A 19,022-nucleotide genomic window follows, 5' to 3' on the forward strand; every position below is an offset into this window, starting at 1 on the left:
TTAATTTCTAAATCTAAATTACGCGTTATTTGCAACTACTACTTTTGCGGCCCTTAAGAGCCTTCCATTTAACACATATCCTTTTTGATACTCAGTGATGACTTCCTGGTCTTCTTTCCCTGGAGCTGGAGCTTGTGCTACTGCTTCGTGGAAATTAGGGTCAAAGACTTTTCCCATAGACTCAACCTGAGTTAGTCCGTTTTGTTTTAGTACGTCTAAAAATTGCGTGCGGATCATTTCAATCCCTTTCACTATATTTTGAACTTTATCATCGTTATCATTTTTAAGTGCTGCCACTGTTAAATCGAAGTTATCCACAACGTTGATCAGGTTAGAAAGAATTTTCTCGCTTCCGTATTTCAGAAGGTTTTCTTTCTCACGTTCAAATCTCTTTCTCGTGTTTTCAAATTCAGCTGCCAGATAATAGTACTTCGCTTTGAAATCTTCTCCCGCTTTCGCGTTAGCAGCCCCAATGCTTTCTACGTTTTCTGTCGTGGCTTCATTTCCATCAGCGTTTAAAATCTCTTCGCTGTTTGTGTCGTTCGTGTTTTCCGTCATTTCATTTCCTCGATTCAAAATCTTATAATTTAAAGGTGGTATCACCCGGGTGAGTGTCAATGTTATGAACGAAAAATACTTTGGATTTGGCCCGAAATAGCCTGATTATAGGCACTTAAAAGTGCCCTCTTTTCAAGGATTTAGAGGAGCGATGCGTAGGCCTAGGTTATAGGAACTTAATGTTGAGCCCGTTTCCGATGTCTCGCTGGTCTTTAAATTCGACACCATCAAAGACAAACCACATGAAAACGGAGTCGGTATAAGTAATCACATGCGGGTGTCTTGAACCATCAAATTGCATATGAAAAATAGAGCCATCCATCGGCATGTTAAGTTTCATATAAGAGAGATCTAAATCACGGATGCGTTTGTAGTCGACGTAATAACGAGTCGGCCACTGGGTTTCATTGACATAAATATCAAAACTCGGCGCTCGCTCTCCCAAATAAAGTGGGATGCCAAAAGTTAAAACATTGCAACGGTCTCCATTCATTTTCGGATGAAGATGACGGATTCCCATTTCTGCGCCGGTAATATCTGTTGCAAAAGTAACAAAAGTTGCTTTTGCACTTGAGGCCACTTCAGTAACGTAGGCCAGGACATGATCCATGGCCTTTCTGATTTCAGCATAGTTTGGACAGTTCTCAAAAACGACATCGAAGTCAGCGACTTGCCCTGTGTATTCTGTCAGCGGAGTTTTCACTTCCAGAATATTAGGTTGTTCATTATCATCGAGCTTTTGTTCGCGGGCCTCAACATTTCTTTTTAAGAATTCAGCTCTTGGTTTAAAAGCACTAAAGGCCTCTCGGATAAAAGGTGTCGCTTGTTTTTTCCATTCTAAATCGTATGTTGGTACTTTCATGCAATGATCCTGCTTAAGGAAGAAAGGTGAGCTTTAATATGCTCAATCTCTTCTACCTTTAAATCCGATCGACTTGTGATGTGCAGAGCTTTTGAGAAATAATCCTCAGCGCTCTCGCGCGTCCCTTCCATCATCTTGGCGTCTTTAAAGGCATTGTACATATATAATGGCTTGTGATTCAGGTAACACTGAATCCCGTTATTATTAAAATACTCTTTTGCTGCTTCTCTTTGAGCATTCGTTGCAAAACGCATGAAGTAAGTCAGGCACACTCCATTTAAATCACTTTTGATCTGATTAAAGGCTGCGAGTTTATCAAACTCTAATGAAAGCGCTTTTCTCTTCTCTGTGTCCTCGTTAAATTTCTCCAACTGAAGTGAAACGAGTGCTGCCCCCAAAGCATTAAAAGGTGCTTTAGTGGTAATCTCATTGATCTCATAGTCACTTATTCCATAAGTCCCAGTGAGATTGGTGATTCCACAATATCTTTTTTCTTTATAAAACTCTGTATTATTTGTTGTAAAAACAATTCCACCTTCACCAGCAGTTAATGGTTTCCCGTAGGAGAAACTAATCACTGAATCGTAAGGGGCATCGTAGATCAGGTCTTTGCCGTCCTTAAATTTGCCACCAAAGGCAGAAGCGGCGTCATCAATAATTGTGAGATGAGAGAAGTCGCGCAAATCAGACACGCGGCTATTCATATGCACATTCATCACAATGTAATTGTCCGGGATGTTTTTTAAAACTGACTTATCAATATTTCCATACTGGTCAACAGGAGCAAGGATGTAGTCGTGCCCGGCCTCGAGGATCGCGCCAATCACTCCAAAAAAAACCACAACCGGAACAACCACAGTTGTTGGTTTGTATTTGCTTAGAGCAATCTTTAATCCACTCGTGCAGTGGTTAACTGCCACGGCCTGTTTTCCCCCTTTAGAAAACTTTTCTTCCAACTTCATCACATGACGGCTTTTCACGCCGCCGAGCATATCCGCTTCATTAAAATACTTATGAAGATGAGACAGGTTCGTTTTTAAATGTGGAACTGAATAAATATTAATCATAAATTAAAACTGCAGGTCTTTTTTAATAAACCAATCTGCTAAGTAAAGTCCGATACGCTTATATCCTAGTTTGTTGTACTGGATGGCATCTCCTAAGAAAATCAGCTTCTCGTCTGATTTCTCCACTTCTTCGCGCGTATGGTGTAATTCACTAAGCCAGTTGACCTTTCCCCAAAAAAGATTTTTCTCTTCTGTTGTCGGTGCCGGGTCTAATGAAGCTGATGTATCCACAAAGTACATTCTTTCTTTAGGAGCATCAAAAGCTGTGTACTCCTGATTTGGAATCGTCACACCTCTGTGTCTTAAGAATACCACTGGGATCTTATTTTCTTTTGCCCACTCTCTTAAAAGTGTCATAGATTCTTTCCACCCGTCAATGGCATCACTGTAACTGACTTTTGTCATTTTATTCAGCGAGAATTTACAAAGGGCCAAAGGTTCAAGGATGGTGTTCACACACTTTCTAATAACTTGTCTTTCAAACCAATTCAGGTTTTTAAGCTCAACTCTCTTTCCATCTTGCTTTACCATGTCTCTGCCGAGATAGAGTTCAATCCAACCAAAGTCCCAAATAATGAGATCGGGCCTTAAAGAGAGAGCGTCTTTTTTCAAACGCGAGTAACCCATGATACTGGTTGCCCCCTGTTTTCCTCCATTCCAGATTTCAATGTTCTTTTTCCCTTTGAAATGTTGGTTAAGAGAATTTTCAAGAATACTGGCATAGGTTTCATCGTCATTAACTGCGTGACCAAAGGCCGGATAAGAACCAAGTAAGACAATGCGAAAAGTGTCTGCTTTTTTTTCAATTGGAATATTTCTACTCCCACGAAATCCTAGATTATTGCTGGTCACGGTAAATGTTTCATTTTGTTTTTGATCATTTAAGCGCAAAAAATTTTCAACTGTCGTATTAATGTTTTTTGGCAGTGAAACATAATTGTGAATAAAATCCAGGCGGCTTTGATTATGAAAGTCTTTGTTGACGAAAACATCAAACGGCGGCTCAAAGAAGTGGTGGCGGGCGTCTCTTCCTCTTACCCAAAGGCGATTGATTTTATCCTGCAAAAAACTCTTCATTGCTTGCGACTGAATCCCTTCACCTTTTTCATTTCCAGGTGCAGATTTGCGAGCGTAATGATCGACTAAGCGGAGGGAAACCTCACATATGACAAGGGTAAGGACAGTGGCCAGGATGAGTTTTAAAATATTTTTCACTGATAATAATTAAATAGTGCCATAACCCCCATGGCAAGTTAAAGTTTAAGCCTAACGAATTACCAAGTGGAAAACTCCTCGAGTGAATAACGGATTAATTATTGTCAGGTTGATTTTCTCTTCTCTCATCTGCCTGATTGCCTTACTTCTTCCCTACCGACTGAGACTCATGTGGTTTCAGATGATTTCTTTTTTTGTTCATCTTCCTTTTAAACTTTTTGGCGCCCTGGCCAAATGGATGCTTAAAGAATTAGGAGTGCAAAATCCATATGAATGAGTGTGTCGTTTTATTTTCAGGTGGAACTGATTCTTTTTGCACAGCGGGACTCGCTGCTGAAAAGCACGAGCGCGTTCATCTTCTGACTTTCTACGAGAAAGCGACTGAAAACTCTCCCTGGCCGGAGCAAAATCTTGAGCGCCTGCAAAAAAAATACGGCGCTGATAAATTCACTCTTTCAGTTTTTTCAACAGATAAAATCGTTAAGCATTTAAGCTACAAACATTTCTTTAAATTCTTAAAAGAGTTTCACTTTTATAACCTGGCCACTCCCGGGTTAAGTTCGCTGAGCTGGCACACGAGAACGGTGCTTTTTTGCCAGGAAAAAAAGATTCAAACCGTCTATGACGGAATGACCAAAGAACTTCTGCATCTTCCGGGGCACATGCCAGAAATCAGAGAACTCTTCCGCGAGTTTTATAAAAGTCATGGCATTCAATTTTCCAGCATGGTTATCGACTGGGATATTCCGGAAGATCAGCGTTTTATGGATCGATTGATTGTTGACCGCCACGGTTTCACGCTAGGGCCAAAACCCAAAACGCGCACGACTGGGGACTGGTTGTTTAATAACGGACTTCTTCCTAGTAAAAATGTTAAGGGGAGTGAGTTTGACCGGCTTATGCAGCACGATTGTTACCCTTTCATCGTCTACAACATGCTGGTTTTCTGGTTTTTTGAGCCACTCATTGGTTATGAGAAATATAAAATCAACCTGCGCACTTTTATGAGTAAAAAAGTTGAGATGGCCCAGGCCTTAATCAATGATGAATCTCACTTCCCATTTGTCAGATCTCCAAATGAAAGAGTCTGATTTCCTCTGGATAAAAAATTCTAGTCAAATAAATCATTCAGTGGTCTACTAAATACATTATGCAGAACACCGATAATACTCCTGAACAGAAGGAAGAAATTCCCAGAACAACGTCTGGTTTTCTCATTTTTTTATTCAAAAAAATTATTGAAAAAAGAAAGTACTGGCTTCTTCTTGTATGGTGTTTATTGGCGGCACTAGGACTTGTTCTTTTTCTCACAGGTAACGGTGCTCTACTTCCTGCCATCTACATGGCCTTTTAAAAAAGATTATGACCGACAGAATATTAGCTGTTAGAAATTCATGGGTCTTTAACTGGAAGCTCGACCTTTTATCTTTTGTAGCGCCTTTTATCGTCGCTTATTTTTTCATTGGTACAAAATACAACAGCGTTAATAACTATTGGATCAGTTTCTTTCTGGCGAAAGTTTTTATCGGTGGCGGTCACATTTTTGCGACCTACATCCCCTTTGCTACTGGCCCTGAATTAAAAAAGAGACTGGATAAAAAATTCTATATTGTTCCTCTCGTTTTCGTCGGAATCTATGCGATTGCAAACTTTATCTCTGATGTCTATTTTATGAATCTTCTGGCCATCACAGGTCTTGCTCACATTTATCTTCAGCACCAGGCCTGGTTAAAAATGTCTCAGGGGAAACTCTCTGCCCAAAGAAAGAAATTTGAACGCATCTTTTTTCTGACTGTATTAGGACTTCCAAACTTCATCTGGTTTTTTCGCCAGCTGGATAATCTTCCTTCTTATCTTTATGGGATCACAATCACTCAATCAATTCCTAATTGGGGAATCTTCACTCCTGCTTTTTTAACTACTTTTACGGTGATCTCGCTTATCATCAGCGTGGGATTAGGTTTTAGAAAAGAAAATGGAGTACTCGTTTTAGATTTTGCCCGCCTGATTTATTTTCTCTCAACGACTGTCTGGATGTGTTTCGGTCTCTTTTTTATTAAGTCTCTCGGCTTCTTCCACGTCTACCTCGCCATCTCTCACGGGACTAGCTACATGGCCTATATTTCACAGGCCTGGCCAAAACACCTCGAAAACGGAGTGTGGAACTCAAACTATAAATTCGCTATCGTTTGCCTTGTCTCTCTAATTTTTGGTTTAGCATGGGTTGGATCTTTCTATTTATTTAAATGGACTCCTAGCTCTTTAATCTTTCTTCCATGGGTGCCTTTACTCGTTCACTACTCTTACGATTCTATTATCTGGAGAAAATTCCAACCAAAGGCCGTCACCAATGAGTGAGATTGTTAGCTGGAAAAGGGCAGCACTTCAAAAGCTTTTAGAGATTGAAGGCGGATCTTCTGTCTACTCTCATCAAAAGAATATCATTCAGGAAGAGCGTCCTAGTATCTTCTACACCATTGCTGAAAAAAGACTTCCGATGAATGAAGTTATTGCCATGGTCAAAAGTGATTTTGCAACCAACCTTCCAGAAGGACATTTTTCCAATGGAATTGTGGAACTAACCCTTAAACTTTTAGAGAAATCAAAAGACAAAATCGACTCTCTTTCAAGCCTCTTTGTGGCCATTGAAACAAATTGGGGGGTCATTGATCCAAGGTTTGAGCGCAGAAAATTTTATGATCACTACCATCCACCTCGTGGGGATAGAAATGAAATTAGCACACTTTCTTATTTCGCTCCTCTCTATTTAGAAAATAAAGTCGATGAAAGTTTTAACTATTGTGATCTCTCTAAGATGAATCTGGCCGGCAAACCTTATAGTTTCTGGAAGAATAACAATCCAGAAAAGATCGCTGAAGATTTTATTGAACTCTCACAAAAAACTTTACCTGCTGACTGGAAAAAGATTCTTTTCCCGGAGAATGGGGCCTTAGAAATCGCTTTTGATTCCTTCTACAATCTTCACAACCTAAGTGATCTTTCAGGCAACTTGTTTTTAACAATTGTTATTAATGATGTTGAATTGAAAACTAAAATGACCAAAGGTGGAATGCTTTTTACTTATCTTTCGCCGAATGAAATTGAGTAAATCCTTCTGTATCTGTCACATCCATAATCAAATGCCAGCGGTCCTCTTTTCCATAATTCACCACGCGGTGGCGTTGATTCACTTTAATAAAATAAGCATCACCGTTGGCCGGGAAATGCTCTCTTTCATTTTCTGTTTCAAAAAAAGCCTGATCATTGGTTAAGAGTGGAATGTGAAGTCTTACTGAATAAACATCTTTCGGAGCATCTGAATGCCAATACAATTCACTTCCGGCAGAAAGAACGCTGATGCGCATGCGACAAGGTTTTAGGCCCTTACTTGAAACCAAGGCCACAACTTTCTCCAGCTCAGGAGTCATGAGTTCGGTTGGATGAATGTGTTTTAAATCGTTGATGAGCCCTAGCTCTTTTTTCTTTGCGTAGGATTTCTCTAAATCCATTTCACCTTTATCATTAAAGACGACTGCTTCTGCATTCCATCCGCTAAAGAGTCCACCATCTTCTGAAAGAATCGACCAACCTTGGTAACCAGGGTAAACTTCGCGGGCCTCTTGAGTGCTCGCTTTAATGATAGATTGGTAAATGTCCTGGACATTAAATCCAGCTTTCCAGATTTCAGCGATCATCGTCTTTTGTTTTTGGTTACAGAGTCCACCAGGTCATAGAACTCTTCGAGTCTTAAAGAATCGTAAGCAGCATCCCATGAAGGAGCATCATATTTTTCACAAAATTCCACAGTGGCTTCATAAAGCCTATGAGAAACAAACTGATCTCGGGCATTTTTATCAAGGCCGATTTTATCGAAGTAATGATAGCTCTGAAAAATTTCATGATGAAGAATCATCCAATGCAAATCCTCACTTACATAAGGCCTGATCATTGCTGCTGAAATCTCAGCGTGATTGACGTGAGTGAAATAAGAGCCGATATCATGAAAAAGTGCAGTAAAGACATACTCATCGCTTTTGTTGTCGCGACGAGCGCGTGTGGCTGCTTGCAGACTATGTTCTAGTCTTGAAACAGGAAGGGCCCCTTGGATTGTATCGAGTTGCCTCAGAGTTTCAATCAGCCTGTTGGGTAATTGATCACGCAGCTCATAATAGCTCTGGTCAATTGCTTTCCAATCTTCACTTGTACTGTCTTTAATATTCTTAAATTTTGTAGTCACTTTTCCTCTCTCTCTATACTATCTAACAGATGAAGAATATCCAAGATCAGCTGCTAGATTTAAGCCCTGCGCTCTATAAAAAATTATCCTGGTTGCGCTTGGAGGAGAAAACTCCGTTTTACAACGACATAACTCCTACATGGTTTTTGAACTTTAAATCAGCACTGGAAGCAATTTCCGACATCCAAGTCTTAGGTTCAGGGATGGCCTCGCCTTCTGAGTACCATATCGACCTGGCCTTTTTAAAACCACAGGCCCATCTCGACTTCATTCACAGTTTTTATATCGATGGTATGGTTAAAACCTTGTTTAAAGATAACATGGCCTATTCCACACAAAACAATATCGCTTTTCACATGGCCTCAGTGCTTCCTCCCACCTGGGAAAAAAGAAATGAATCTTTAAACCTAAAGGCCCATGTACTTTATGAAATCAGACCAGATGGAGAGAAGTTCCAGGCAGCAACGAAAGAGCATAGAAACTCATTTGATTATTTTCAGTGGATGCTCTTTTTCCCTCATACCTGCTCTATTTCGGCCTACTACGACTACGATCATCGCGCTCGTCATATCCAGACAATTTATATGGATTACGATGAAGCGGCCCATGCGAAAGTGGTTCATGAAGCTCAAAAATACCCTTCATTCTTTCAGAAGCGCTATGACTACAATCAGGAAAAGCGCATTATACACAAGCAAGGAATGGTGGAGTACAAAGGCAGAATCGATCAACACCTCATTTCTGAGTCAGAGTTTCTCGATAACCGCCCTTTTGCACCTAAGAAGATTATTTTAGAACTTATTTAACAGCTTCGATTTTTTGAACCCAGTCTTTTAATTTCGGAAGATCTTCTCTTACCTTCAGACCGATTTCATGCAGGCGTTTTTCTTCTGCCTCAGGAAGCTTTACGAACTTCACACCTTGCTTAATCAACTTCGCTCTGTTTTCGACTTCTAGTCTTAATGAAAGCTCTCTCTCATCCATTGCCAGCTTGTGTGTTTCTTCCAAGAAGATCTTTTTAGTGGCGCTATCAAGTGAGTTTAAGAAATCTTCATTAACTACAATCAGAGTTAAATAAAGACTGTGGTATGTATCAATAACATAGTTAGCTTTTGTTTTAAGCTCTGGGTATGTTCTGTAGAAAACTTCGTAACGGTTTAGCTCACCTTCTTCGATATCAATCTGATTAGCATTGAAGCTGTAAGCATAAGTCAAAGACCCAAATCCTGCATTACCTGGAACGTATTTGACTCCAAGACGTTGAGCAAATTTATCTCCAGGAATGTTTCCTGGACGATACATTCTTAGACCTTTGAAATCATCAACTGATTTAATTTCTTTTGATCCGTAAATAATTCTGTATCCACCACTGTATGTGAAAAACAATCCGCGGATTTTTTTGTCTGTCTTTTGGTTTAGCTCACCATGGTAAATCCCATCAAGAATCTTGTTACCAATATCCCCATCAAGAACCTTATAAGCATGCTCATGGTTGCGGAACATAAAAGGCATATCAAAGGCCATGATTGGTTCGTAATACTTCTTAAGTGAAGAGATTGTCACCTGTGACATCTCTGCCTGCCCTTCTCCTACTTTCCCCACCGGGTTATCACTTCCTGGATGGTTTAGAGGGCTGGCCTTGTTGATTACAACAACCTTAAGTTTCTGAGAGCTTTTTTTGTAAAGCCTTTCAGAATACTCTTCAATAATATTTTTTAATTCGGTACTGCTCGGACTGTGGGCCAGGTACCAACGGATTTCTCTGGTTTTTTCAGTAGCGTGAGCAGATGTAGATAAAACAAAAGCTGCGACTGTGAAGATAAGGGATAATTTCATGACCTTTCCTTAGCTATGAGATTTAAACTTATTATTAGAGAAGAATATTTTATTAAGCTGTCTGCATCGAAATCTTAATATCTTTCTGCTTTTTAAAAGCGATCAACTCATCTGAAACAGACTTCGATGACTCAAGAAAAAGATCGTATGATTCCTTTGATTTAAAAACAAGAGTTGATTGCATTGTGCCTTCTGCAATCGGGTAGAATTCTGAACGGTAAACCAGGTGGCCATCGTTTTCTAACTTCGTGTTGTTGCTACTGACTCCAGAAGTTTTTAGAAGTGTGAGAAACTCTAAAATGTCTGCTTGGTTTTTTGCGGTGAAAGTATAAAGAACTTTGTACGTGCCAGTTGCTTTTGCAACAGCTGTAGCACCAAGAACTGCACTAGTGCCTTCTGCACCAGACGCAAAACTCTTACCAGGTAAAATAGCCAAGCTGGCCGCTACCAGTGATAACTGTTTGAAAAATTCTCTTCTATCAAAATTCATAATTCTATTATGACCTATTTTCAGAAAAACGCTAATAAATTTATTTAATATTTCAATGGCTTAAGCCAAACTATCTAGAAAAGACCAGTTTTAAATACCAAATTTTAATGACTTAGAACTTTCAATCCTTTGGCTAAAGGACTGAGTTTACAAAGGCCTCCTGCTAAAAGTGAGTCCTATTCTGGGCAGGAGTGTATACACACCTAAAACCCATAAATGGGTATCGCTTGTCTATAAAGACATCCACGCCCAATGAAAAAATACCAGTCATGAAAGGTGATTTATGTTTCCAAAAACCACTGCGGCCAACTCCATTTCTTTTCACATCGTGAGTCCAGTAATAACCAAGACCACAATAATTAAATTCAATTTGAGGTGTTTCACATTTTTGATCGGGCCCAAAAGCAGCATATCGAACATCTTTAAAATCAACGAGACTCACATACATTTGTGGAGCTTCGATTTGTTTTTTATCGTTGATCTCTTTTATCCATTCAGCAGCGTTGCCGGCAAAATCCCAGATTGTTTCGCCGTTAGAAAGTTTATGAGTTCTCTTTTCTAAGTTCCATGTTTCTGCTGTACAGGTTTGTCCTGTAAGATAACAAGCTTCATCATCGCTAAGACTTGCTTCCAGGGCCTTATCAGGCACACCATCACTGTGACCGATATTTAATGTTCCTTTATAAGGTATGCCTGTATTCCAGTTTAATTTTGTGTGAGCTATATCGCGAGCGACTTCAGTCCACTGGGAATTGCTAATTAGGTCATATCCTGCGCCAAGGTCTTGGCATGCTTTCAGTGCTTCTTTTTGATTGATTTCCATCCACGGTTGATTATTGGGTTCTGACAAAGCTTTTTTATCTTTACCTTTTTTCATCTCATACTTGGCAATACAAATATCTTTGAATGAGACATAATTCACCGGGCATGCTGATTGAGCATAAAGAGTTTGCGAAAAAAGAAGGAAAACCTTAATAAACAAAACCATCAACTAAACCGATTTTATCCTGCACTTCTTTTGTAAAAGTGCCGTCAATCCTTAAAGTATAGCGCATTTCATTTTCAGCATCGACACCATGATAATCGCGATTATTAAAGAAATAAGCGCGGCAATTTGGATCAAGATAACTCTTCTCTCCAGTCACTTCGTTGTAAATAAAACTTGGTCTTCCTTTTGATAAAAAAAGATTTACGCTATGATCGCGGTGAGACTCTTGAATATAGTCACGGTGTACGACAGTTGGAACCAAAGGGTAGCTGACAAAGAGAAGAACTCTTCCTACTTCATCAAAAACCTTTCCCTTCAGGGATTCAATATAAGAGACAAGCTTCGGAAAGTGAGCTGCATTATCATGCCAATCATTCTGAAGTTCTTTTTCAGAAGTTTTCTTTAAAAAATTATTATAGCGTAAATAACAAACACCATACCACGGGCTAAGGGCCCCGAAGGCCATGTAGTAGTAACGTCTTTTTTGCTGCAAGGTTAAGTCTTTAGTTCTTTCGCGGTGAAATCCAGTTGGGTCGTAGGCTTCGATGTTCTCAACGATTTCTGACTCTAGAAACATATTTCCGTAGTCTTTACGAAGCTCAGGCGGAATTTCACCCATAATGTAGGAATGGTCCAATTTATCGACTAAGGCCAGGCCAAGAATCACTTCGTGGTGAAGATCCATAAAAGAAGACGTGTCCAGGAACTCTTCCATATTCACGAAGAGTTTTCCATTCACTCCTTTAGGTCCAATAAGGGAATGTTTAAAATTTCCACTTGCCGTTGACATCGCTTCCTTATTTTTCTTTACTATTAAAAATGATTAATCCCATAAAGCTTAACAAATCCGACATCAATAAAGAAGTCTCTAGAGTCACCCGTGCAGGAAATTTACTGTCGAAGGACTCTGTTCTTTATCACCAGTGGAGGATTTTCTGGGTTACCGAAGATGTCGTTCACCGGATTAAAGTGATCAGGATCATTGAATCAGGACACCCTGAGTCGCTTTATACGAAAGGATCATTGCATCCCATTAATAGTGTGGCCATTCCCAGCTCAGAGCTTGAAAAAACTCTTCAAGGCATTGAACCTCACCTTTTCGATTATGCTGTCGTCATTCGCGATGGAACTTTGATTAATCACTTCATGGATTTCTGGATTTATGTCAATTACCAGATCTATCTTTTAGAAAATGCCCACGCACATAAAACAAGTAATCATTTTATTTCTATTTTCAATTTAAAAGAAAAGAACTCAAAAGAAATTGATCTCATTCATGAATTCCAGGGAATTTTAATCCCTGCTGAAAATGCGAACGCTATTCATACTTTCATCAAGCGCTATTACGATTATTCTCTGCAAAGGGTTTACCTGCTTAATAATGACAGTCTGGAAATTGCTCCTTATAACTTTTCTCCAGAAGAGATTTTCTGTGTGTCTTCTGGGATAAAACCTGTTCATTACTTTGATCACATGAAGCAGTCACTGAAAAAAATTCATTTCTGTGACTATAGCCCATTGGCCCTGCAGTTTTGGAAAGATGTCATCCAATGTAAAAATATGAATGCACTCCTGAGTATTTTTGAGAAATACTCCCCCTATTTTTTAGGGCCTTCAGCTAATGCCATGGAAGCTGTGAAGCTCACGCTCAATCATCAAGTTGAAACTTTCTTTCAAGACAGCGCCCACTTCTTCGACCTGCTTGATCAAATGAAAGAACGCTCTCACTTTCTACAAGTTGATATTATTGGCAACTTAGATTTCTTGACTCTGGCAAACGGTCCTTATTATTTCTGGTTTTCTAATTCCTATGAAAGAAACCTCACTCTGCTGCAGGAAGCAAAGGCCCAGCACAGGGAAGCTCACTTAATGCGTCTTCAGCGATTAAAGAGCTTTCATCAGGAAACCATTTATTACAACACTGCTAATTACGACTTTAAAATCGGAAGCCTCACATCGCCTCACTCTCTTGGCACCCAGGACATTCCGGACTCAACTCCCATGGAATGGCTTTCGCTATAATTGTCATTTTTACCAATTAGGATAAAATAGATACATGTTTAAATGGGATGAAATTCTTCAGAGTAAAGTGCTCCGCTACTATGGCTCGTGTCTGGCGCTGATTCATGTAATTACGTCCTATCTGTTTTCAAGTTATCGCATTGATGACCTGGCCCGCGAAAGTGCTTTCCCTATTTGTTATCCTGGTCTTGAAGGATGTGAGCACTGGAGGTTTTTCTCTTCTCCAGAACTGCGCAACCTAATGATTCTTTATGGAGCTTTCGCGATTGCGACTATTGCTGCTTTTATCAGCGAACGTTTTAAAAAGATCGCCCCCTTAATGCTTCTTGGTCTTTGCGTATTCAAATTAATCCTGCAGCTTTCTGATTACAGGATTGCTACGAACTACCACTTTCTCGCTCAAGTCATTACTTTCGTTTTTCTTATCGTCCCTCAGCGTATCGCCACGATATCTATCTTGCTCCCCGGAGTTTATTTCTGTGCGGGACTTCTCAAGCTTAATGTCGATTGGTTGAGCGGTGATACTTTAATTAAACCTTCTATCATCCAAGGGCCACTCTTAAGTGCCTTGCTCGTTTATGTTCTTGTTCTCGAAATTTTTATTGTTTGGTTTATTTTCTCCAATAAAAAAGCTATTCGCCTGGCCGTTTTACTGCAACTGATCGCTTTTCACATTTATTCATGGCACATTGTAGATTATCCCTACCCATCATTTATGTTTTGCATCCTGGGATTTTTTGTCCTGACTTTAAACTACGATTATAAAATTAAAGAAAACCTTCCTCGTTTTGCCACAATCATGGGGCTTCTATGCCTATTTCAGTTAACCCCCTACCTTTTTGCCAAAGATCCAGGTCTTGACGGTCGCTCGCGCATTCTTTCTCTCAACATGATGGATGTGAAGTCTGTGTGTGAAAGACAAATTGAATTAACAACAGCTGAGGGTATGACTTCTTTTAAAATTCCTATCGACATTAAAAGACCACGCATGCTTTGTGACCCCCAAGTTACCAAAGAGATCGCTCGCCATTACTGCGAAAGAACGATTATCCCGGGAACGATGAAAGTCTTTCAGCAATCGCGAAGATCAACTGAAAAAGATTTCAAAGAAATTCTAAACTACTCACTCCAATGCCCAGGGCCTTCACATGGGTCTTGAGTCTTTTATTGGATTTGCCCGATTTTTTGTTACCTTTAACGACTTAAGCCTTGCGATTTTAGTCCTGGGACTTGGGTTGTTTTTAACTCTGCTAAATTCTCGCTATAAACTCACAAAAGAATCATTTTCTAATCTCCTAACCTTTCTTTTGCGCTCTTATATCAAAGTTTATATTCTTCTCATCTTTGGAAACTTTTACACCTACACTTCTTTTTCCAAGCTTAACCTGGTGAATCTTCCTAAAGGATGGTTAAGTTTTCTATTGTGCTTTTTGCTAGTTGATTTCATTAAATACTTCCAACATTGGTGTGGCCATCGTTTTACTATTTTCAGATTGGGTCATACTGTTCATCATTCAGGGACTCATTTTGATATCACGACGGCCATCAGAGTTCCGATGATGCTCTATGAACTTCTTTTTCTTTTGCCTTGTTTTTTATTAGGGTTTTCGATGGAATACATTCTCATCGCTGTTGTTGCCCAGTTTCTTTACAGTCTTTTAGTGCATATTAATTACGACGATCCATGGTTGAGATCTCTGGAATGGATTCTTATCACTCCACGCTTGCATAAAATTCACCACAATAGAACGCTCACCCATAATAAAAACTTTGGTTTTATTTTTAGTTTTTGGGATAGATTATTTAAAACCTATGATGACTCATTAGAGATGGATGAAATCAATATAGGTCTCGAGACTCTCCCGCAAGAGTTCAACCCCATTATGATTCAAATAAGACCATACATGAACTATTGGAAGAAAATGAGAAACAAATTATGAAATATAAATGTGGCTTTTAATTTCAAAGTCTTTATTAAACTGAGGGTCCTTAAAGATAAAACCATTTTCTCCTCTCATGACAAGATTCGAAATATGTTTTAATTGATTTAAATCGCTCTGACCAAAATTCACCAGGTCTGCCTTTTTCCCTAACTTCACCATACGCTTAACACGATAAAGAACGACATGCAGATTATCGTCGTGGACAAATGATGTGGTATGATCAAAATCTGATTTAGGCTCATTGGTGTTGGAAAAATCAAAGATTTCTAAACTTTGGTCTTTTCTAAATTTTCCAATAGCCATGTTGGTGACCAGGTCTGTTTTTGGGTCAAATGCTGCGAGAACAGGATAGAAAGCATCCTTAGTCTGCATAAAATGCCTGAATTTTAGATGCTTATATTTTTCATCAATAGGTTGTGTGCGAATAGTTTTTAAAGAGAATAAATCCAGATAAACCAGTGCACTTAACTTGTTTTGTGCATCTCTACTGACGGCCATGACTATATCGTTTTTATGAATAATCAATTCATGTGGCCCATAACCAAAACCCTCGAGCTGACTAACAAGCTTTAATGTCTTTTTGTTATAAATCAATAAAACACCTGGTGCTTTATTAGGATTAAACTTGTCGATATCATAATCACTTTTTGTATTCTCAACTTTTACGCCACTAACATAAAGTAGATCCTGGTAAGCAATACTATGCCCGTAATAAAGAATTCCATCCGGAGACTTAATCATCCTGACATCTCTTGGATTTCTAAAATCAATCCTAACCAGGTTAGGACCTTTCTTCTCAACCCCATAATAAATGCCATTATCATTTTGATAAGAATGTGGCCCGCAAATCGCAGGGATCTTCACAATACTGTTTATCTCGGGGTTGATTCCAACGAAATAAAGCTTTCCGTCTAACTTCGCAGTAAAAACCATCTTTCTTGCTTGATAAGCAAAAGATGCACTTTTCATGCTACTGCCCATGGCACTAGAGGCTACTAGCCATGTTCCGGCCATGAAAATAAAATCTCTTCTGTTATATGAGGTCATAAAAAATTTTCACTTGAAAAGGGTTAATACTCAAACCACGGTGAAAAGATACAAAACTTCGTGAAATCTTCAGTTAAATCGCCTTCGCTGATTTAGATCAATGAAATGGCCATTCACTCTTTTGACCGAAGGCAGTAAAGGGAGGCTAGCAAGGCCAATTTCCCTTAATTTCATTGCAAAATTTAGCAAATTACGGAACAATTCCCCTATAAAACCTGCGAGAAAATTGCATGATCCATAAAAATAAAGACGATGCTTTAATCAACTCCGCCTATCTTTCCGAGCTTTGGGCCGTAAACGATTTATTGCGTTTAAAAAATCTTTATCCAGCAGCATGGTCTCCTGAAAGAGAAGTTCAGCTTCAAGATGAAATCCGTCATGCCAATATGCTACTTCATGCTCTTAAAAGCAAAAACTCAATTATTATAAAAGATTTAGCTTTCTCCATGCAGGCTAAGCTATATGGAATGTTTATTGATTTAGGTAAAACGAAATCACTAATTGAAGCAGCTCAAGTGCATGACATGACCGAAAGAAGAGCAGTATGGATTTACCGCACATACCGCCGAGTAGGAACAGACCGCGATTATAAAAAAGTCGCTAATGATATTTGTATCGATGAACAAAATCATTTTGACATCAACTCTGATCAAATCGGCCAGGAAGATGCAAATAGTGTTTTTGCCGATTCAATCGTCAAGATCGATCAATTTCTTTTTAGCAAATACCTTCCGGAAAAATTTGGTTCAATTGTCTTTGCTTCCGAAGATTTCTGGAACTTCTACTACGATGGAGCAAAGGCTTGATCACCGAAAAGATGGTCAAGACCCATTTAACGAAGGCCCTTTCAGAGGGCGGTCTCATTGCTGAGAATTTAAAAGTAACTGAACTCGAGAAAAAAACAACGTCGTTCAGGTCACTGGATGAACTCGATTACAACCATCCTGAAAATAAAGCTTTCTACAGTGCTGCTTATGCACTTATGGATGCTCATGCTCAGGAATTAATCACAGAACATAAAAGGCGCATTGGGGGGTTTAACCTATACCCTATCAATTTCCATGCTGGAAGAATTCAAATCCGTCCTCGCGTTTTCAGCGGGCAGTATCGCATGGGGTTTTGTAATTTCGAACTGGCCTCATCAATGCTGAGTGCTGGCGTACTTGAAAAATTAAATGAACTCTACCGCTTCATCAGAAGCGAAGTTGAATCTGAAGTTGAATACAACACTGAAGACTCAACTATGGTTCTACATAGAACCGGATGGGAGCCACCTCACTTTCACGTGCAGGATAAAGACCACGCTGATGATATTTACTCTGTCTCTTACGCAGTAAGAATTGCAGGAACTAAAGAAAGCACATCGGTCTTTGATTTTTTCTCTGACTCTTTTAAAGTTTTTGATTCTCCGGAAAACTCTATCACTAAAATTTATTTCAAAAGCAAATTCATTCACCAGGTTTTTAAAACAAGTATTAAAGACGACGATCTTTACTTCTTTTTTGTCTGGGATGGATGCAAATTTAAAAAGCCAATCAACTTAGACGACAATATTTATGTTCAAAGACTCTATTGTCCAAAAGTTTAGCGAAGACGGGCACGAGTTCACGCTCACCCACTACTTCGACACCACTTTATGTTATGAGCAGATAAAAACTGAAGCCGAGGCCTATTGGGAAACCAAAGGGAAAAAAGACGCTGAAGCTAATTACCTCTTTGACAATGAGACATCGTGGTCACTAGGTCAGATGCTTAAGGGGCAAGGTTTTGAACTGGGTTTTACAGTGGTCGAAATGGATGGGAAATTCCTGGCGGCGGCGGGACTTAGAAAGCACGATGATGACGAAACAATCTGCTTGAGTCGTTTTTTTGGCATCCCTTCTCTTTATCCTTACGGCAATGCCTTTATCCTTCCTTTGCATATTAAACTTAGTAAAGATAATGGATACAAATCGACCATCATTACCTTTAATCCATACAACGAGCATCTCTTGAATTACTACACGAGAATTCTTCCCCGCAAGACTGACAGGATTTCGCTAATGGTTTATGAAGAAATCAAGAACTTTAAATCCTTAGGCCTTCAGACCATCAATCATACAGAGCAATTTGTTTTAGCTTATTCGTTTTAAGAAATATCCATGTGGTCAATGATTACATTGATGTTTTCTTCGCACACGGGAATATTGAGAACGGCAATCATCGTATCATCTGAAAATGAAAACACGCTGTGCTCTTTAAAAGTATTAATGGCATACCATTTTCTTTCAATCAACTCGAGTCTCTTGTCCTCTTGAAGCCACACAAAGTCCGATTTGTTAGAGCCCTTAACCAGTGCAAAGACTCTGAAACTTTTAGCTGGTAGTCTGAAATTTCCATCACGGTGGTAAGGGAAAAATCCACCTGCACCAAACTTAATAAAGTGACTTCTGCCAAGGCTCGCAAACTTTGAAGTGATGTTAACAAGCGATGGACTGGCATTCACGACAGCTGTTTTTTTATTGAAGTCCGGTTCATCCAGTTTTAGTCCATGAATCTCATTGTACTCTTTCACTGAATCTAAATCAGGATGTCCCGTCAAAAGACCATCGAGACTTGTAATACTTAAACCCATACGCTTGATATGCGGTTTTTTAGAATTGTATTGTTTCCAATCATTATCAAAAGGTTTTAAAAGATCAGTTAAGTTCGCTTCCATCGGAGTAAACTTCAATGGAATCACATCACCGTACAATGTAAAAAGCTGACTTAACATAA

General features: G+C 39.2%; 24 protein-coding genes. 12 read left to right on the forward strand and 12 right to left on the reverse strand.

The annotated features are described in order from the left end of the window. Nucleotides 1-18: 18 nt before the first annotated feature. The 4 genes from C0V70_RS17480 to C0V70_RS17495 form a co-directional block, all read right to left on the reverse strand. Nucleotides 19-558: a nucleotide exchange factor GrpE gene (locus tag C0V70_RS17480; protein ID WP_102245151.1), complete on the reverse strand. Its 540-nt coding sequence runs from the start codon at nt 556-558 to the stop codon at nt 19-21. Nucleotides 559-724: 166 nt separating this feature from the next. Beyond that, a complete protein-coding gene (locus C0V70_RS17485) occupies nt 725-1,420 on the reverse strand; it encodes a hypothetical protein (protein WP_102245152.1) in 696 nt (231 codons plus the stop codon). Next, nucleotides 1,417-2,487, reverse strand: a complete 1,071-nt coding sequence (locus C0V70_RS17490; RefSeq protein ID WP_102245153.1) for a DegT/DnrJ/EryC1/StrS family aminotransferase — start codon at nt 2,485-2,487, stop codon at nt 1,417-1,419. The genes C0V70_RS17485 and C0V70_RS17490 overlap by 4 nt, the downstream gene beginning before the upstream one ends. Before the next feature lie 3 nt (nt 2,488-2,490). After that, a complete protein-coding gene (locus tag C0V70_RS17495) occupies nt 2,491-3,702 on the reverse strand; it encodes an SGNH/GDSL hydrolase family protein (protein WP_102245154.1) in 1,212 nt (403 codons plus the stop codon). 82 nt (nt 3,703-3,784) lie between these two features. Here C0V70_RS17495 and C0V70_RS19095 point away from each other — a divergent pair, with 82 nt between their 5' ends. Genes C0V70_RS19095 through C0V70_RS17515 form a run of 5 tightly spaced genes read left to right on the forward strand, consistent with a single transcriptional unit; the run spans nt 3,785 to nt 6,811 of the window. Next, nucleotides 3,785-3,979 carry a hypothetical protein gene (locus tag C0V70_RS19095; RefSeq protein WP_133566668.1) on the forward strand — a complete coding sequence of 65 codons (195 nt, stop codon included), beginning with the start codon at nt 3,785-3,787 and terminating at the stop codon, nt 3,977-3,979. Next, nucleotides 3,972-4,793, forward strand: coding sequence for an adenine nucleotide alpha hydrolase family protein (locus tag C0V70_RS17500; RefSeq protein WP_102245155.1), 822 nt, complete (start codon nt 3,972-3,974; stop codon nt 4,791-4,793). The genes C0V70_RS19095 and C0V70_RS17500 overlap by 8 nt, the downstream gene beginning before the upstream one ends. Before the next feature lie 59 nt (nt 4,794-4,852). After that, complete coding sequence (locus tag C0V70_RS17505) at nt 4,853-5,056, forward strand: hypothetical protein (protein WP_102245156.1); 204 nt, start codon at nt 4,853-4,855, stop codon at nt 5,054-5,056. An 8-nt stretch (nt 5,057-5,064) separates the two neighbouring features. Next, entirely contained in the window at nt 5,065-6,060 is a 996-nt protein-coding gene (locus tag C0V70_RS17510) for a hypothetical protein (RefSeq protein ID WP_102245157.1), read from the forward strand. After that, entirely contained in the window at nt 6,053-6,811 is a 759-nt protein-coding gene (locus C0V70_RS17515; RefSeq protein ID WP_102245158.1) for a hypothetical protein, read from the forward strand. The genes C0V70_RS17510 and C0V70_RS17515 overlap by 8 nt, the downstream gene beginning before the upstream one ends. Here the strand turns inward: C0V70_RS17515 and C0V70_RS17520 are convergent. Next, complete coding sequence (locus C0V70_RS17520; RefSeq protein ID WP_102245159.1) at nt 6,780-7,397, reverse strand: aspartyl/asparaginyl beta-hydroxylase domain-containing protein; 618 nt, start codon at nt 7,395-7,397, stop codon at nt 6,780-6,782. The genes C0V70_RS17515 and C0V70_RS17520 overlap by 32 nt on opposite strands. Then, nucleotides 7,394-7,939: an HD domain-containing protein gene (locus tag C0V70_RS17525; RefSeq protein WP_102245160.1), complete on the reverse strand. Its 546-nt coding sequence runs from the start codon at nt 7,937-7,939 to the stop codon at nt 7,394-7,396. Before C0V70_RS17525 ends, C0V70_RS17520 begins: the two co-directional genes overlap by 4 nt. A 29-nt stretch (nt 7,940-7,968) precedes the next feature. Here C0V70_RS17525 and C0V70_RS17530 point away from each other — a divergent pair, with 29 nt between their 5' ends. After that, the gene (locus C0V70_RS17530) at nt 7,969-8,745 is read left to right on the forward strand and encodes a hypothetical protein (protein ID WP_102245161.1); all 777 of its coding nucleotides are present in this window, start codon (nt 7,969-7,971) and stop codon (nt 8,743-8,745) included. On the opposite strand, the gene C0V70_RS17535 is transcribed toward C0V70_RS17530, so the two are convergent. The 4 genes from C0V70_RS17535 to C0V70_RS17550 form a co-directional block, all read right to left on the reverse strand. Beyond that, the gene (locus C0V70_RS17535; protein WP_102245162.1) at nt 8,738-9,775 is read right to left on the reverse strand and encodes a TRAP transporter substrate-binding protein; all 1,038 of its coding nucleotides are present in this window, start codon (nt 9,773-9,775) and stop codon (nt 8,738-8,740) included. The genes C0V70_RS17530 and C0V70_RS17535 overlap by 8 nt on opposite strands. 52 nt (nt 9,776-9,827) lie before the next feature. Further along, nucleotides 9,828-10,265 carry a hypothetical protein gene (locus tag C0V70_RS17540; RefSeq protein ID WP_102245163.1) on the reverse strand — a complete coding sequence of 146 codons (438 nt, stop codon included), beginning with the start codon at nt 10,263-10,265 and terminating at the stop codon, nt 9,828-9,830. 163 nt (nt 10,266-10,428) lie between these two features. Further along, nucleotides 10,429-11,253 carry an SUMF1/EgtB/PvdO family nonheme iron enzyme gene (locus C0V70_RS17545; protein ID WP_102245164.1) on the reverse strand — a complete coding sequence of 275 codons (825 nt, stop codon included), beginning with the start codon at nt 11,251-11,253 and terminating at the stop codon, nt 10,429-10,431. Further along, nucleotides 11,237-12,043 carry a hypothetical protein gene (locus C0V70_RS17550; RefSeq protein ID WP_102245165.1) on the reverse strand — a complete coding sequence of 269 codons (807 nt, stop codon included), beginning with the start codon at nt 12,041-12,043 and terminating at the stop codon, nt 11,237-11,239. Before C0V70_RS17550 ends, C0V70_RS17545 begins: the two co-directional genes overlap by 17 nt. Before the next feature lie 29 nt (nt 12,044-12,072). On the opposite strand from C0V70_RS17550, the gene C0V70_RS17555 reads away from it, so the two are divergent. From C0V70_RS17555 to C0V70_RS17565, 3 genes are read left to right on the forward strand one after another with little or no spacing between them, the layout of a single operon-like run. Then, nucleotides 12,073-13,275: a hypothetical protein gene (locus C0V70_RS17555; protein ID WP_102245166.1), complete on the forward strand. Its 1,203-nt coding sequence runs from the start codon at nt 12,073-12,075 to the stop codon at nt 13,273-13,275. A 34-nt stretch (nt 13,276-13,309) separates the two neighbouring features. Continuing rightward, nucleotides 13,310-14,434: a hypothetical protein gene (locus C0V70_RS17560; protein ID WP_102245167.1), complete on the forward strand. Its 1,125-nt coding sequence runs from the start codon at nt 13,310-13,312 to the stop codon at nt 14,432-14,434. Further along, nucleotides 14,424-15,215 carry a sterol desaturase family protein gene (locus tag C0V70_RS17565; protein ID WP_102245168.1) on the forward strand — a complete coding sequence of 264 codons (792 nt, stop codon included), beginning with the start codon at nt 14,424-14,426 and terminating at the stop codon, nt 15,213-15,215. Before C0V70_RS17560 ends, C0V70_RS17565 begins: the two co-directional genes overlap by 11 nt. Here the strand turns inward: C0V70_RS17565 and C0V70_RS17570 are convergent. Then, nucleotides 15,210-16,187, reverse strand: coding sequence for a nuclear pore complex Nup155/Nup170 family protein (locus tag C0V70_RS17570; protein ID WP_102245169.1), 978 nt, complete (start codon nt 16,185-16,187; stop codon nt 15,210-15,212). The genes C0V70_RS17565 and C0V70_RS17570 overlap by 6 nt on opposite strands. 308 nt (nt 16,188-16,495) lie before the next feature. Here C0V70_RS17570 and C0V70_RS17575 point away from each other — a divergent pair, with 308 nt between their 5' ends. The 3 genes from C0V70_RS17575 to C0V70_RS17585 are packed head-to-tail and all read left to right on the forward strand — an operon-like array spanning nt 16,496 to nt 18,397. After that, nucleotides 16,496-17,071, forward strand: coding sequence for a ferritin-like domain-containing protein (locus C0V70_RS17575; RefSeq protein ID WP_102245170.1), 576 nt, complete (start codon nt 16,496-16,498; stop codon nt 17,069-17,071). A gap of 11 nt (nt 17,072-17,082) precedes the next feature. Next, a complete protein-coding gene (locus tag C0V70_RS17580) occupies nt 17,083-17,853 on the forward strand; it encodes a hypothetical protein (protein WP_133566666.1) in 771 nt (256 codons plus the stop codon). After that, nucleotides 17,822-18,397 (forward strand): hypothetical protein, encoded by a 576-nt coding sequence (locus C0V70_RS17585; RefSeq protein WP_102245172.1) that lies wholly within the window; start codon nt 17,822-17,824, stop codon nt 18,395-18,397. The genes C0V70_RS17580 and C0V70_RS17585 overlap by 32 nt, the downstream gene beginning before the upstream one ends. Here C0V70_RS17585 and C0V70_RS17590 read toward each other — a convergent pair. Continuing rightward, nucleotides 18,394-19,020 carry a hypothetical protein gene (locus tag C0V70_RS17590; RefSeq protein WP_102245173.1) on the reverse strand — a complete coding sequence of 209 codons (627 nt, stop codon included), beginning with the start codon at nt 19,018-19,020 and terminating at the stop codon, nt 18,394-18,396. The genes C0V70_RS17585 and C0V70_RS17590 overlap by 4 nt on opposite strands. Nucleotides 19,021-19,022: the final 2 nt, after the last annotated feature.

It is taken from the genome of Bacteriovorax stolpii, from assembly GCF_002872415.1.
Classification (GTDB): Bacteria; Bdellovibrionota; Bacteriovoracia; order Bacteriovoracales; family Bacteriovoracaceae; genus Bacteriovorax; species Bacteriovorax stolpii.